Origin of the sequence: Pseudomonas sp. BNK-15 (genome assembly GCF_047456105.1) — a bacterium.
Taxonomy (GTDB): Bacteria; Pseudomonadota; Gammaproteobacteria; order Pseudomonadales; family Pseudomonadaceae; genus Aquipseudomonas; species Aquipseudomonas putida_E.
On the sequence record NZ_CP179898.1, the window covers coordinates 2655006 to 2670503 of the forward strand.

8 protein-coding genes are annotated in these 15498 nt (G+C 63.2%); 6 read left to right on the forward strand and 2 right to left on the reverse strand.

The annotated features are described in order from the left end of the window. The first annotated feature begins 5 nt into the window (after window positions 1-5). The 6 genes from ACMGF5_RS12160 to ACMGF5_RS12185 all read left to right on the forward strand — a co-directional run bounded on the left by ACMGF5_RS12160 (window position 6) and on the right by ACMGF5_RS12185 (window position 13957). Window positions 6-806, forward strand: coding sequence for an aspartyl/asparaginyl beta-hydroxylase domain-containing protein (locus tag ACMGF5_RS12160; RefSeq protein WP_119688226.1), 801 nt, complete (start codon window positions 6-8; stop codon window positions 804-806). After that, window positions 794-1777 (forward strand): sulfotransferase family protein, encoded by a 984-nt coding sequence (locus ACMGF5_RS12165; protein ID WP_119688227.1) that lies wholly within the window; start codon window positions 794-796, stop codon window positions 1775-1777. Before ACMGF5_RS12160 ends, ACMGF5_RS12165 begins: the two co-directional genes overlap by 13 nt. Before the next feature lie 172 nt (window positions 1778-1949). Continuing rightward, window positions 1950-2420, forward strand: coding sequence for a GNAT family N-acetyltransferase (locus tag ACMGF5_RS12170; RefSeq protein ID WP_119688228.1), 471 nt, complete (start codon window positions 1950-1952; stop codon window positions 2418-2420). A gap of 55 nt (window positions 2421-2475) precedes the next feature. Beyond that, a complete protein-coding gene (locus ACMGF5_RS12175; protein ID WP_012312610.1) occupies window positions 2476-3063 on the forward strand; it encodes a phage tail protein in 588 nt (195 codons plus the stop codon). A gap of 220 nt (window positions 3064-3283) precedes the next feature. Next, window positions 3284-12397, forward strand: a complete 9114-nt coding sequence (locus ACMGF5_RS12180; protein ID WP_414157811.1) for an Ig-like domain-containing protein — start codon at window positions 3284-3286, stop codon at window positions 12395-12397. Between the two features lie 63 nt (window positions 12398-12460). Beyond that, the gene (locus ACMGF5_RS12185) at window positions 12461-13957 is read left to right on the forward strand and encodes a TolC family protein (RefSeq protein WP_414157853.1); all 1497 of its coding nucleotides are present in this window, start codon (window positions 12461-12463) and stop codon (window positions 13955-13957) included. Here the strand turns inward: ACMGF5_RS12185 and cysC are convergent. Together cysC and ACMGF5_RS12195 are read right to left on the reverse strand one after the other, a co-directional pair. Then, entirely contained in the window at window positions 13941-14516 is a 576-nt protein-coding gene (gene cysC, locus ACMGF5_RS12190; protein WP_414157812.1) for an adenylyl-sulfate kinase, read from the reverse strand. The genes ACMGF5_RS12185 and cysC overlap by 17 nt on opposite strands. 331 nt (window positions 14517-14847) lie before the next feature. Further along, complete coding sequence (locus tag ACMGF5_RS12195; RefSeq protein WP_115273512.1) at window positions 14848-15495, reverse strand: HEPN domain-containing protein; 648 nt, start codon at window positions 15493-15495, stop codon at window positions 14848-14850. Window positions 15496-15498: the final 3 nt, after the last annotated feature.

Consider the following 15498-nt stretch of genomic DNA (forward strand, 5'->3'; position numbering starts at 1 on the left):
CAGCCATGAGCGAAGTCTCGCTGCCGCTATGTTCCCGACTGCCCCTTGCCATGGACCTGCCGGCATTGCTGCAGGCTTTGGCACGGGTGGAGGCAGGGGCCTGGCAGGCGCATTTCAACCGCGGTTATCACGAGGGCGACTGGAGCGGTGTGGCGCTGGTCAGTGCCGAGGATGCTCCTGTGCCGCTTGCACCGGGCCGGGGCGCGCCCGTGAGGCAGGACTGGTGGCGCCATGAGACCGCGTGGCAGGCCGCGCTGGCGCCATTTCGCGCATCCCTGCAGGCCGCACGTCTGCTGCGCCTGGGCGAGGGCGCGCGGATTCACGAGCACCGCGACCCGGACCTGGGGCGCCCTGGAGGCTGCCTGCGCCTGCATGTGCCACTGCTGAGCCCACCGGGCGTCGAGTTTATCGTCGACGGCCTGCAGGTCCCCATGCAGGCTGGCGAGTGCTGGTTCGTCGACCTGTCACGTGCGCATCGGGTGCACAACCCCGGCCCCGGTGAGCGTATCCACCTGGTGCTCGACTGCTTGGCCGACAACTGGCTGCTCGGGTTGATCGAACAGGGGCGGGCACGAACCCCGGCATTGAGCCCGGGGCGGGCAGGGCAGGCTTTCGAGCGCTTTCGTGAGCAAGTGGCGCATACCCCTGCACTGGCAGCCAGCCTGCAGACACTGGACGATCCACGGGCATTCGTGGCAGCGGCCATTGCCCTCGGTGCAACCATGGGCCTGGTGTTTTCCGAAGCCGAGGTGCTGAGTGCCATGCGCCAAGGCAAGCAAGCATGGAGCGATCAATGGCGAATCTGAATGCGTCAGGCAGTTTTCACGGCTGGATGCCGATTCGCCTGTGGCGTGACAAGGGTGATTGGCGCCTGGACTGGTGCTGGTTTGGCCAGCAGCCCCTGACCAGGCCGTTTTTCCGAGACGACGTCGATCAGGCCTTACGCCTGCCGTTCAACCAGGCCCTGCGCCGCGACACCAACTTGCAGGCACTGTTGGACTGGCAAGTGCGCAGCCCAGGCCTGGCACCTTCGGTGCTGGTGTTCCATGCCTCGCGATGTGGCTCCACGCTGATCGCACAACTGTTGGCCAGCCAGGCGCGCAACATCGTGCTCAGTGAGCCGCCACCCCTGGACAACCTGCTGAGGGCATCGCTGCAGGACCCAGGCGCCAAGGACTGGCAGGCCGAAGGCGTGCGCGCACTGCTTTCAGCCTACGGCCAGCGGCGCCAGGGCGATGAGCGCCAGTTGGTGATCAAGCTTGATGCCTGGAACGTGTTCGAGGCGCCCTTACTGGCCGAACTGTACCCCGAAGTGCCGAGGATCTTCCTCTATCGCGACCCACTGGAGATCGTTGTCTCGCAGTTGCGCCAGGCCGGCATGCACCGGGTGCCGGGCCTGCTTGGCGCCTCGCTGCTGGACACCTTGCTGGGCAGCGGCAAGGGCATGGATACGGTGCAATACACCTGCCGGGTAGTAGGCGAGATCCTCAAGGCCGGCCTGCAGCTATGCCGGGAACACGGCGGCATTGCCGTCAACTACAGTGAACTGCCTGAGGCCATCTGGGGGCGCCTGGCCCCAGTGTTCGGGGTGATGCCCAGCGATGTGCCGAGGTTGCGTGAAGTGGCAGCGTTCGATGCCAAGCAACCGGGCATGAACTTCAGTGCTGACAGCCAGCGCAAGCGCGAGGAAGCCAGCGAGCAAGTACTTGAAGGCGTGCGCCAATGGGCGCTGGAGCCCTATAAGTGCTTGGAATTCATACGCTTGCATAACGCCTGAAAACTGGCGCCAAAAGGCTTCGAACGCCTGTTTGAGAAAACTGTGTAAATCGCCGACGCAGTGGTGGCGATTTGCCTCGTCAATCGACTAGGCTCTACGCCATCGTGTAGGACAATTCACTTGGATGTGCTCCCCTCACCATGGGGTAACTACAGCAGGGAAGCGTGACCCGATGTCGACCTCTGAAGTGCTTCTCCGCCCCGTGGTGGACGCTGACCAAGTGTTTCTGCGCGCCTTGTACGGTACCACCCGGGCCGCCGAAATGGCCGCGCTGGCGTGGGACCAGGCAACGATCGAGCATTTTCTCGACCAGCAGTGGCGTGCCCAGCACTTGCATTACCAGGCGCAGTACCCCGACGCCTGCTTTCTGATCATCGAAACCGCCAACGAACGTATCGGCCGTGCTTCCCTGCAATGGGCCGACAGCCACCTGCAGATCATTGATATGGCAATTTTGCCCGCCTGGCAGGGCCAGGGTATCGGCTCTCGTCTGCTGCGCCAGTGGCTGGCACAGGCTGACCGCCAGGGCCTGAGCGCCGGTTTGCACGTCACTTCGCACAGCCCGGCAGTGCGCCTGTATCGGCGCAGTGGCTTCGCGGTTGTCGAGGACAATGGTCTGTACCTGAAGATGCATCGTTCCTGAACCCATTTCGCGGGCCACCAGGTCCGCCTTGCAGGTAGTCATAGGAGAGCAGCAAATGGATCCGTTTCTCGGTGAGATCAAGATGTTCGCAGGCAACTTTGCGCCTCGCGGTTGGGCATTCTGCCAAGGTCAGCTGATGAGCATTGCCCAGAACAACGCGTTGTTCGCACTGCTTGGCACCACGTATGGCGGTGATGGCAAGACCACTTTCGCCCTGCCAGACCTGCGCGGTCGCGGGCCAATCGGTTTCGGCACCGGGCCAGGCCTGGCCGATGTGGTGCAGGGCGAAGCTGGCGGTGTCAACGATGTCACGCTGTTGCAGTCGAACATGCCGATGCAGCAGGCGGTGATCCCTGCCCAGACCGTTTCGGTGGCCATACCGGCGGTGGAAGGCGATGCCAACGCTGCGGCACCTTCGTCTGGCAACGTGCTGGCCAAGTCTTTTGACAGTTCGGGGGCAGGGGCGGCGGCGGATATCTATTCCAGTGACGTGCCTAATACCAGCCTGAAGCCGTTCAACGTCACGGTGCCTCAAACCAGCGTCAACCTGGGTGGTGCCTCGCTGCCCGTTTCTGTGCAAAACCCCTACCTGGGCATGAACTTCATCATCGCCCTGGAAGGCATCTTCCCGAGCCGTAACTGAGTCAAGGCAAGCAGTGCAGTTCATCGCGGGGGGCATGTCGGCTCCCCGCGGTGCGTCTGGATTCTCGACAAGGATGCGCCATTGCCTGGCGCAGTTACAGGATCAACCAGCCCAAGGGCTGAATGAGGTCGGCATGGCATTCTGGAAGCGAAACAAGAAGAACCAAAACCCCAGCGTTTCCATAAGCCGGCCGAGCCTGATTCAGGCCTTGGAACCCCGCATGATGTTCGATGCTTCGGTGGCCGTAGTCGCCGACCAGGGCGCCCAGGCCGCAGAGGTAGCCGCTGCCACGGCCACCAGCAAGGACACCGCTACCGCCAGCGATACGTCCAGTACCCAGGACAGCGCGAGCCATGAAAGCGCGCAACAGGCCGCACCCGCTACGGCGCCGGCTACCCTGGCTGCCGAGCGCCACGAAGTGGTGTTCGTCGACTCCGCTGTCAGTGACTATCAAAAGCTCATCGCCGGCCTGCCCGCCGGCGTCGAGGTGGTGGTGCTGGAGAACGGCAAGGACGGTTTCAAGCAGATCGCTGATTACCTCGACGGCCGTACCGATGTCACTTCCATCGATATCATCAGCCACGGTGACAGCGGCTATGTGTACCTGGCCGGCAACGCCATTTGGGCCAATCAGCTGGCCAGCCATCAGGCCGACCTGGCGCGCATCGGTGCCAGCCTGGCCGAGGGTGGCGACATCCGCTTTTTCGCCTGCAACACCGGCGAGGGCAGTGATGGGCAGCTGTTCGTCGATGAGGTGGCACGGCTGAGCGGTGCCGATGTAGGCGCGTCTTCCGACTCGACCGGCAACCGCGAGGGCGAGGACTGGGAACTGGAAACCGTCTCCGGTGTGGTCGCTACGGGCGTTGGTGTGCAACGTGGTGACCTGACGGCGTTCAATACGTCGCTGGCGACCATCACGGTGACCGACACCAATGCCACGTCCACTGCGGTTGATAGCTTTGTCTCGCTGGCCGAGGCGATCCAGGCCGCCAACACCGACACATCGGTGAACGGCTCCGCCGCCGGCAGTGGCAGCGACATCATCGTGTTCCATCAATCGCTGAGTGGCCAGACCATCCGCTGGTCCACCGCTTCGGCCTTGCTGGTCACCAGCAACATCACCATCAACGGTGATGTGGATGGCGACGGCCGAGGCGATATCATCCTCAGTGGCGACGTCAACAACAACGGCGTACGTGATGCGGCCGAGGCGTCGGGGCTGCAGAGCAACAGCGGCGGCGTGCTGACGGTGCGCAACCTCGATTTCCGTGACTTCTCGGGCAACCTCACCGGTGGCGCGATCCGTGCCAACGGTGGCTCGATCACCGTTGAAGATTCGAACTTCCAGAACAACGCCGGTGCGGTGATCAACTCGGCGCTAAGTGTCGGCTCCACGGTAGTGGTGCGCAACACCACCATTCATGACAACAGCGCCAGTATCGTCGGAGGCACCGCGATGTCATCGCTGGTGCGCCTGGGTGGCGCCAATAACCATGTGTTGGAAAACGTGGCGATCTACAACAACACCGGCATCTACAGTTTTACCGGCACCATCGCGGGGGGCGCGGTGATCGTCCTGAGCAACGTGGGCGGCTCGGTGAACATCGTCAACAGCACCATTGCCAACAACGTGTTCCTCAATACCGGTAGCGGCAGCATCACCTCCGCCGGCCTTGGCTGGGTCAGTGGCCAGGTCGGCACGATCACGGTGCAGAACTCCATCCTCACCGGCAATACCGTCAACGGTGCTGCCGCCGATGCAGCCACGGGCAGCAGCTACACCAGCACCACCAACCTGATCGGCACCACGGTCAATTTCGTCGATGCTGCCGGGGGTGATTACCGCCTGGCTTCCACGGCCAGCAACGCCATCGACCAGGGCACCAGCAGTGGCGCCCCGGCCACCGACCTGCGCGGTTTCGAGCGGCCACGCGGTGGCGGTGTGGATATCGGTGCCTACGAGGTACTGTATTCGGCACCACCGGTGGTCGACCTGGACACCACTACTGGCAGCAACGACAGCACGGTCAACTTCAGCGGCGCCGCAGTGGCGATCGTGCCGAACATCTCCCTCACCCAGACTGACGGCGACACTCAGGTCAGCGGTGCCTCCCTGGCGTTGAGCGGTGTGGTTGATGGCGCCAACGAAACCCTCTCGCTCACCGCTGCGCAGATCGCCACGGCCGCCGGCTTCGGCATTACTGTGAGCGGCTCGGGCAGCGCGGTGCTTACCCTGAGCGGTGTCGCCACCCTGGCCCAGTACCGGGCGATTCTTGCATCGGTGGCCTATGGCAACGCGGCGGCTGCCTATACCACTGGCACGCGCAGCGTGACCGTCAGCGTCAACGATGACATGGGCAGCACTACGCGTACGGCTGCGGTGGTCGTGCTGGCGCAGAACAACGCACCGGTGATCGGCAACCTCAACGGCGACAGCACTACATTCACCCAGGGCAATGGCGCGATACTGATCGATGCGAACGGCAATGCGACGGTCAGCGACAGTGACTCGGCCGACTTCGGCGGTGGCAACCTAACGGCCTCGGTCAGCGCCAATGGCGTAGCCGGGGAAGATACCTTGGGTATCCTCAGCGTGGGTAACGGCGCCGGGCAGATCAGCCTCAGCGGCAATACGGTGAGTTACGGCGGGGTAGCCATCGGCACCGTAGCCGGCGGCACCGGCGGCGCCAGCCTGGTGGTGACGTTCAACGCCAATGCCACGGCCGCGTCGGTACAGGCGCTGGTGCGCAGTATCACTTATGACAACGGTAATGCCGGCAATGGCATCGGCCAGGCCAGCCGATCAGTTTCGGTAACCGTCAGCGACGGCGATGGCGCTACCTCCACTACCGCCACGGTGCAGGTCAGTGTCCGCGAGACGGTGCCGCCGACCGCTACCATCAGCCTCAGTGACACCGCACTGAAAGTCGGCGACACATCGAACGTGACCATCACCTTCAGCGAAGCGGTGGCTGGCTTCAGCAATGCTGACCTCACGGTGATGGGCGGTACGTTGTCGGCAGTGAGCAGCAGTGATGGTGGCCTCACTTGGAGTGCGACCTTTACCCCCTCCGCCAACACCACTGTCGCCAGTGCGACGATCACCCTGAACAATGCCGGCGTCTCTGACCTGGCGGGCAATGCTGGCAGTGGCGTCACAGTGTCGCCGAGCTACAGCATCGACACGCAGCGCCCCACCGCCACTATCGTGGTCGCCGACAATGCCTTGCGCATCGGCGAAACCAGCCTGGTGACGATCACGTTCAGCGAGGCGGTGAGCGGCTTGAGCAATGCCGACCTGACCGTGGCCAACGGTACTATGAGCGCGATAAGCAGCAGCGATGGCGGCATCACCTGGACCGGGACGTTCACGCCGACCAGCAACATTACCGATGCGACCAACCTCATCACCCTGGACAACACGGGGGTGACTGACAGTGCTGGCAACGCCGGCTCCGGCACTACCAACTCGAACAACTACAGCCTCGATACCCAACGCCCGGTAGCGACAATCGTCGTCGCTGACACCGCCTTGCGCATTGGCGAAACCAGCCTGGTGACCATCACCTTCAGCGAGGCGGTGAGCGGCTTCAGCAATGCCGACCTGACCGTGGCCAATGGAACCCTCAGCGCGGTGAGCAGCAGCGATGGCGGCATTACCTGGACCGCCACCTTCACGCCCGCCAGCACTGTCACTGACGCCACCAACCTGATCACCCTGGATAACGCCGGCGTGGCCGACGCTGCCGGCAACAGCGGTAGCGGCACCACCGACTCCAATAATTACGCTGTTGACACCGTACGGCCGACCGCGACCATCGTGGTCGCCGACAGCAGCCTGGCCATTGGCGAAACCAGCACCGTCACCATCGTTTTCAACGAACCCGTCACCGGCCTGACCCTGGCCGACTTCACGGTACAGAACGGCACGCTCAGCGGCCTGAGCACCAGCGACAACATCAACTGGACCGCCACCTTCACGCCCGCCGGCAATGTCACCGATGCCAGCAACCTGATCACTTTGGACAATACCGGGGTGATGGACACGGCTGGCAACGCCGGCACCGGTAGTACCGACTCGAACAATTACGCCATCGACAGCCAGCGGCCAACTGCGGCCATCGTGATGGCCGACACTACGCTGACCGTGGGTGAAACCACCACGGTGACCATCACCTTCAGCGAAGCGGTGACCGGCTTCACCCTGGCCGACCTGTCGGTGCCGAACGGCAGCCTGAGCGGGCTGACCAGTAGCGACGGCGGCATCACCTGGACGGCCACCTTCACGCCGTCGATCAACGTGCAGGACGCCAGCAACGTCATTTCCCTGGCCAACACGGGCATCGCCGACCTTGCCGGCAACGTTGGCAGCGGCAGCACCGACTCCAGCAACTACACGGTCAACACCCTGCAACCCACGGCGACGATCGTGATGAGCGATGCGGCCCTGCGTATCGGCGAGACCAGTCAGGTGACCATTACCTTCAGCGAGGCGGTGGCCGGCTTCACCACTGCTGACCTGACCGTGGCCAACGGCACCCTGAGCGGGCTTGCCAGTGCAGACGGCGGCATCACCTGGACCGCCACCTTCACACCCACCAGCAATGTCACCGATGCCTCCAACCTGATCACCCTCGACAACAGCGGTGTGGTGGGCCAGAGCAGTGGCAACGCGGGCTTCGGCACCACCAGTTCGAACAACTACGCCATCGACACCCAGCGCCCGACGGCAACCATCGTGGTAGCCGACAGCCAACTGGCGATTGGCGAGACATCGCTGGTGACCATCACCTTCAGCGAGGCGGTGGTCGGCCTCAGCAATGCCGACCTGAGCGTGGCCAACGGTACCCTCAGCGCGCTCTCCAGCGGTGACGGCGGCGTGACCTGGACTGCGACACTGACGCCCACAGTTGGCATCAGCGATACCAGCAACCTGATCACCTTGGACAATACCGGCGTGATGGACACGGCTGGCAACGCCGGCACCGGTAGCACCGACTCGAACAATTACGCCATCGACAGCCTGCGCCCGACCGCCACCATCGTGGTCGCTGACAGCAACCTGACCGTGGGCGAAACCAGCCTGGTGACCATCACCTTCAGCGAAGCGGTGACGGGCTTGAGCAATGCCGACCTGACGGTTGCCAATGGCACCTTGAGCGCGCTTTCCAGTGCCGACGGCGGCATCACCTGGACAGCCACCTTCACCCCGGCCGTGGGTGTGCGCGATACCAGCAATGTCATCACCCTGGCCAACACGGGCATCGCCGACCTTGCCGGCAACACTGGCAGTGGCACCACCTCGTCGGGCAACTTCTCGGTCGACACCATTGTCCCCACGGCAACCATCGTGGTGGCCGACACTGCGTTGCGCCTTGGTGAGACGTCGCTGGTGACCATTACCTTCAGCGAGGCGGTGTCCGGCTTCAGCAATGCCGACCTGACCGTCGCCAACGGAACCCTCAGCGCAGTGAGCAGCAGCGATGGCGGCATTACCTGGACCGCCACCTTCACGCCCACCGGCAATATCACCGATGCCACCAACCTGATCAGCCTGGACAATACCGGCGTGGTCGGCCAGGGCGGCAACGCCGGTGTCGGCACCACCGATTCGAACAACTACGCCATCGACACCCAGCGCCCGACGGCAACCATCGTGGTGGTCGACAGCCAACTGGCGGCAGGCGAGACATCGCTGGTGACCATCACCTTCAACGAGGCGGTGGTCGGCCTCAGCCTGGCCGACCTGAGCGTGGCCAACGGTACCCTCAGCGGGCTCGCCAGCGGTGACGGCGGTTTGACCTGGACTGCGACACTGACGCCCACAGTTGGCATCAGCGATACCAGCAACCTGATCACTCTGGACAACACCGGCGTGGCGGACCTGGCGGGCAACGCCGGCACCGGCAGCACCGACTCGAACAATTACGCCATCGACAGCCAACGCCCGACCGCTACGATCGTGGTCGCCGACAGCAACCTGACCGTGGGCGAAACCAGCCAGGTGACCATCACCTTCAGCGAAGCGGTGACGGGCTTGAGCAATGCCGACCTGACGGTGGCCAACGGCACCTTGAGCGCGCTTTCCAGTGCCGACGGCGGCATCACCTGGACAGCCACCTTCACCCCGGCCGTCGGTGTGCGCGACACCACCAATGTCATCACCCTGGCCAACACGGGCATCGCCGACCTTGCCGGCAACACTGGCAGCGGCACCACCGCGTCGGGCAACTTCTCGGTCGACACCATTGTCCCCACGGCAACCATCGTGGTGGCCGACACTGCGTTGCGCCTTGGTGAGACGTCGCTGGTGACCATTACCTTCAGCGAGGCGGTGTCCGGCTTCAACAATGCCGACCTGACGGTGAATAACGGCACCCTGAGCATGGTTTCCAGTACCGATGGCGGCATCACCTGGACCGCCACCTTCACGCCCACCAGCAATGTCACCGATGCCACCAACCTGATCAGCCTGGACAATACCGGCGTGGTCGGCCAGGGCGGCAACGCCGGTGTCGGCACCACCGATTCGAACACCTACGCCATCGACACCCAGCGCCCGACAGCAACCATCGTGGTGGCCGACAGCCAACTGGCGGCAGGCGAGACATCGCTGGTGACCATCACCTTCAACGAGGCGGTGGTCGGCTTCAGCCTGGCCGACCTGAGCGTGGCCAACGGTACCCTCAGCGGGCTCGCCAGCGGTGACGGCGGTTTGACCTGGACTGCGACACTGACACCCACAGTTGGCATCAGCGACACCAGCAACCTGGTCACCCTGGACAACACCGGCGTGGCGGACTTGGCTGGCAACGCCGGCACCGGTAGCACCGACTCGAACAATTACGCCATCGATAGCCTACGCCCGACCGCCACCATCGTGGTCGCTGACAGCAACCTGACCGTGGGCGAAACCAGCCAGGTGACCATCACCTTCAGCGAAGCGGTGACGGGCTTCAGCAACGCCGACCTGACGGTTGCCAACGGCACCTTGAGCGCGCTTTCCAGTGCCGACGGCGGCATCACCTGGACAGCCACCTTCACCCCGGCCGTGGGTGTGCGCGATACCAGCAATGTCATCACCCTGGCCAACACCGGCATCGCCGACCTTGCCGGCAACATTGGCAGCGGCACCACCTCGTCGGGCAACTTCTCGGTCGACACCATTGTCCCTACCGCGACCATCGTGGTGGCCGACAACGTGTTGCGGGCGGGCGAGTCTAGCCTGGTGACCATCACGTTCAGCGAAGCGGTCAGCGGGTTTACCTTGGCTGACATGAGCGCGGCCAATGGTGTGCTGACCAATCTGAGCAGCCTGGACGGTGGCATCACCTGGACCGCAACGCTGACACCGACCAGCAATGTCGAAGACACCAGTAACCTTGTTTCTCTGGACAACAGTGGCGTAGTTGCCACGGCCTCTGGCAACGCCGGTGTGGGTAGCAGCATTTCCAACAACTACACCATCGACACACGCGTCCCTAGCGTGACCAGCGTCGGTGGGCCGGCGGGCGTTTCCTACAATGCCGGCGATGCGCTGGTGTTCGTGGTCAATGCCAGTGAAGCAGTGCAGGTGGCCGGTTCGCCACGCCTGGCCCTGGAAGTCGGCGGGCGCACGGTGTTCGCCGAGTTGATGGCCGGTGCCGGCACGCCGACGCTGGTGTTCCAGTACATCGTCCAGGCCGGCGACAATGACAGCGACGGCATCCGCGTGACCGGCCTGTCGGCCAATGGAGCCACCCTGAGCGATGCCCAGGGTAATGCAATGAACCTGGCCTTGAATGGCGTCGCCGACACTAGCAAGGTGCTGGTCGATACACTGGCACCTGCAGCCGTCGGCATCGTCACCCTCGACCCATCCCCGAGCAACGCGCAGAGCGTACGCTTCACCGTCACCTTCAGCGAACGCGTCAACGGCGTTGACCTGGCCGACTTCAGCCTGGTCGCCAGCGGTACCGCCAGCGCTACGCTCAGTGGCCTGCGCCAGATAAGCGATGGTGTCTACGAGATCACCGCCAGCGGTGTCAGCGGCACCGGTACCCTGGGCTTGAACCTGAAGGCCGCTGGCACCGCCATCAGCGATGTAGCCGGCAACCTGCTGACGGGTGGCCTGACCGGCGCGGTGTACAACATCGACCATGACGCCCCCACGGTGAATAGCGTCAGCGTGCCGGTGGGGGTGCACTACAACACCGGCGATACGCTGACCTTCGTGGTCGATACCAGCGAAGCGGTGATTGTCGACGGCGCCCCGCAGCTGGCACTGGATGTGGGTGGGCGTACGGTGTATGCCGATTTCGTCGCTGGCTCCGGCACGCCGACGCTGGTGTTCCAGTACCGCATCCAGGCTGGCGACAACGATGCCGACGGCATTCAGGTAGTGGGGCTGACAGCCAATGGCGCGACCTTGCATGACGCTGCCGGCAATGCCTTGCAGCCAGGGCTGGGGGCGGTTGGCGACAGCACTGGAATCATCGTCGATACGCGCTTGCCGAGCGTCGAGTCGATCGTGCCGACGCCTGTCAGTGGCAACGGCAGCCAGGGGTTCACCGTGACCTTCAGTGAAGAGGTTCGCGGCGTTGATCTGAGTGACTTCCAGCTGGTATCGAGCGGCAACGCCAGCGGCACCCTGCAATCACTGGTGCAGCTCGACAGCCGTACCTGGCAGGTGAATATCGCCGGGGTTGCCGGCAGCGGCAGCCTGGCATTGGCCTTGAACACCAGCGGCACGGCTATCAGTGACATGGCTGGCAACGGGCTGGAGGGCGGTTTCGTCGGCCAGGGCAGTGTGCTGCAGAGCACAGGTGGTGACCCGCAGTTCCTGGCCTACCCGGCCGCGCCGCCAAGTCTGGCCGGCCAGCCTTTACCCCTGCCCGGCACACCTGCACCAGCGTTTCCGGCGTTCCAGTCACCTTTGCTGCCAGTACCGTTGTTCGAAGTGCCCAGTGCTGGCGGTGGGCTGCCGCCGCTGGGCAGCATCTTTATCCGCGAGGGGGCCCTGGCGCCTAGCTACCTTGCCCAGGTGTTCGCAGGTCAGCAGGGCGGCTCCGCCATCGGCAACGGCACCGGGGCAGGTTTCCTCGGCTTTGGCGGTGGTGATGCCAGCGTGTTCGGCGCTAGCAGCCTGGCCAATATTTTCGACAAGACGCTGCCGGACGATGGCGGCCAGTATGAGCTCAGCGGTGGCAAACCCTGGCGCCAGGGTGGCGAAGGGCAGTCAGGTGCGCCGACGCTGGGGCAGCAGTTGCAGGCTTTCAAGGAGAGCGAGCAGCGCCAGGTCAGGGAGCTGGCCCTGGCGCTCGGGCAGATCAATACACCCGTGCCCGAGGCGTGAGCCGGAGCCATGGCGGATAACAACACAATGGATATCAAAAAGCAGTACCAGGGGGCGGTGGGGATGAGCAAGGCATCAAGGATATTTGCGATCAGCATGTTGGCACTGACAGTGACCGGTTGTGCGGTCAAGACCCAGCCGATCGAGCGCAGCGTCAGCGAACAGCGCGCGCGTGACGACCTGGCCAGCATGTTCAAGGGCCAGGAGGCACTGCAAGGTCCGCTGACCCTGCACCAGGCAATGGCCCGCGCGGTCAAGTACAACCTGGAGGCGCGCCTGAAGGTGATGGAAGAAGCCTTGGCCCAGCGCCAGGTAGACCTGGCCACGTTCGACATGCTGCCACGCATGGCGATGTCGGCGGGTTATGCAGGGCGCAGCAACACCAGCGCCGCCAGCAGCCGCAGCGTGCTGACCAACACCCAGTCGCTGGAACCCTCCACCTCCCAGGACCGCGACCGCGACGTGGCGGACCTGACCATGGTGTGGAACGTGCTGGACTTCGGTGTCAGCTATGTCAGCGCCAAACAGCAGGGCGACCAGCGCCTGATCGTGCAGGAACGCCGGCGCAAGGTGGTGCAGACCATCATCCAGGACGTGCGCTCGGCCTACTGGCGGGCGGTGGCTGCCGAGCGCCTGCTCAAGCAGATCGATGCGTTGATGGTGCGTGTCGAGCAGGCGCGTGACAACAGCGAGCGTATGGGCGAGCAGCGCATTGGCGACCAGATCCAGGCGCTTAACTACCAGCGTTCGCTGATAGAAGCCACACGCCAGCTGGAGGAACAGCGCCGCGCCTTGTCGCTGGCCAAGACCGAATTGGGCGCGCTGATCAACTTGCCGCCGGGCACCGAGCTGACCCTGGCGGCCAGCGACGACTACAGCGTGCCCGAGCTCAAGGTCGGGCTGGACAGCCTTGAGCAGCAGGCGCTTGCCTCACGCCCCGAACTGCGCGAACAGGACTACCAGGCACGCATCAGCGCCGCCGAGGTGCGTAAGTCGATGCTACGCATGTTGCCTGGCCTGGAGTTCTCCGCTGGCGGCCATTACGACAGCAACAGCTTCCTGACCAACCAGCACTGGGCCGACTACGGCGTGAAGGTCACCTGGAACCTGTTCAACGTGTTGTCCGGCCCAGCGTCGATCGATGTGGCCAAGGCAGGTGAGCAGGTGGTAGAGGCACGCCGCCAGGCCATGTCGATGGCCATTCTGGCCCAACTTTACGTGGCCAACGCCAACTACAGCGAGGCACGTCGCCAGTTCGCCACCAGCCAGCAGATGGTCGCCCTTGATCAACAGATCGTCGAGCAACTGCGCAACCGCCACCAGGCCCAGGGTATTGGTGAGCTGGAACTGATCCAGGGTGAGCTCAACGCCTTGCAGGCAGACTTGCGCCGCGATCTGGCCTACGCCGAGTTGCGCAACAGCTACGGCCAACTGTTCGCCAGTGCCGGCCTTGATCCGCTGCCGGCAACCTTGCCGTCCGACAAGCTGGCCGACATCGCCCAGGCGCTGGGCAACAGCGAGGCCCGCTGGCAGCGTGGCGAGATCACGCCGGAGTCATGAGACCTTCGGGGGCCAGGACCTGCTTGAGGACATAACCCAACAGCAGGTCCTGTGCCCTTTGCAGTGTGGTGCCAGCGGTATCCACTACCAGTTCGGGGTGCTGCGGCGCTTCATAGGGTGCATCGATGCCCGTGAACCCCTTCAGCTCACCCGCCCGTGCCCGGCGGTACAGCCCCTTGGGGTCGCGCGCTTCGCAGGTGGCCAGGTCCGCTTTGACATGCACTTCATGGAACCCGGCCTTGCACGCCCGGCGCGCCGCTGCGCGGTCGGCGCGGTAGGGGGAAATGAGCGCGGCGATGCAGATTAGTCCGGCATCGGCGAACAGCGCAGCCACCTCGGCGGTACGGCGGTTGTTTTCATGACGGTCGGCGGGGGAGAAGCCAAGGTCGGCGTTTAGGCCGTTGCGCAGGACGTCGCCGTCGAGAACGTAGGAGGGGTGGCCTAATTGCTCCAAGCGGAGTGCCAGGGCGTTTGCCAAGGAAGATTTGCCTGCGCCGGAGAGGCCGGTTAGCCAGATCACTGCGCCGCATCGTTGCCGTTCGCTTCCTGCGTTGTGCACTTCCAACCCTCCAGGGCGTAAGGCTGAGTGCGCCAGCCCAGCTATTTAGAATAGCTGGGCATGCCGTTGGAAACACTCCAAAGGTTGAAGCTCAAACAAACTCACGAATTGCAGGCACAAGAAAAGACGTCCGTGGACGTCTTTTTTTGATCATTTGGTGGGCCGGGGTGAGCTGAATTGTGTGATTAACTTATTAATTTATAAGATTAAAATCGGGTTGCGTTTTTTAGTGGAATACCAATTGGAATACTGGGGCAATTACTGCTCGCCTGCCGATTCACCAGTGGTCTCACCTGTCGGGTGACCTCTGCCCCAAGCCGCAGTCATCTAGCTAAACAACAACCGGATAACAAGCATCACCCCACAACGTCTCTGGGTTATCTAGCATCAGCAGAATGATGACCGGCACTAGCTTGCCGAGTAGGTTGGCGCAATCACGTAACTGATCCCGGTTCACGCTGCTGTTCCACGTGGCGCCGCCATGCATGATCTGATTGCGCAGGGTATAGATTCGATTGAAAAGCACGCCGAGTACGGCGGCGGTGTTGCGGTTTGCCAGCGCTTGCTGTGCGATTCTCCGGCCGTTGGCAAAGCGTTCGGTCCATTGTTGCTCGCTAATCTTGCCGTTCTGATTGTCCCAGAAGCTCTGAAACACATAAGGATTGTCCAACAATACACGAATACTGCCAGAAAACTCGGACCACACCAGGTTCTCGATCAGGCTGTTTTTGTCCAATGCACAGAGTTTCTCGAGGAATGCCTTGAATGTGGCTTGCTCGGACAGGCGGAACTCTTCATCAATGTCCGTCGCGTATGCCGAATTGAAGGCGATCCACAAAAAGATGAAGCGTCCATCAAGATCATCCGTCTGCTCGGCGCGATTTAGCCAGCTCAGCGCGCGATGAACGCGCAAGGTGAGGTTGGGGTGATGGTTCTCACGCTCTTGGCGGTGACGGGTCTTGAGTGCTTGATGGTCCATGAA

Excerpts from the sequence above, each read along its gene's own strand:
- ACMGF5_RS12160 (WP_119688226.1), top strand. The coding sequence starts at position 6 with ATGAGCGAAGTCTCGCTGCCGCTATGTTCCCGACTGCCCCTTGCCATG.
- ACMGF5_RS12165 (WP_119688227.1), top strand. The coding sequence starts at position 794 with ATGGCGAATCTGAATGCGTCAGGCAGTTTTCACGGCTGGATGCCGATT.
- ACMGF5_RS12170 (WP_119688228.1), top strand. The coding sequence starts at position 1,950 with ATGTCGACCTCTGAAGTGCTTCTCCGCCCCGTGGTGGACGCTGACCAA.
- ACMGF5_RS12175 (WP_012312610.1), top strand. The coding sequence starts at position 2,476 with ATGGATCCGTTTCTCGGTGAGATCAAGATGTTCGCAGGCAACTTTGCG.
- ACMGF5_RS12180 (WP_414157811.1), top strand. The coding sequence starts at position 3,284 with ATGATGTTCGATGCTTCGGTGGCCGTAGTCGCCGACCAGGGCGCCCAG.
- ACMGF5_RS12185 (WP_414157853.1), top strand. The coding sequence starts at position 12,461 with ATGAGCAAGGCATCAAGGATATTTGCGATCAGCATGTTGGCACTGACA.
- ACMGF5_RS12195 (WP_115273512.1), bottom strand. The coding sequence starts at position 15,495 with ATGGACCATCAAGCACTCAAGACCCGTCACCGCCAAGAGCGTGAGAAC.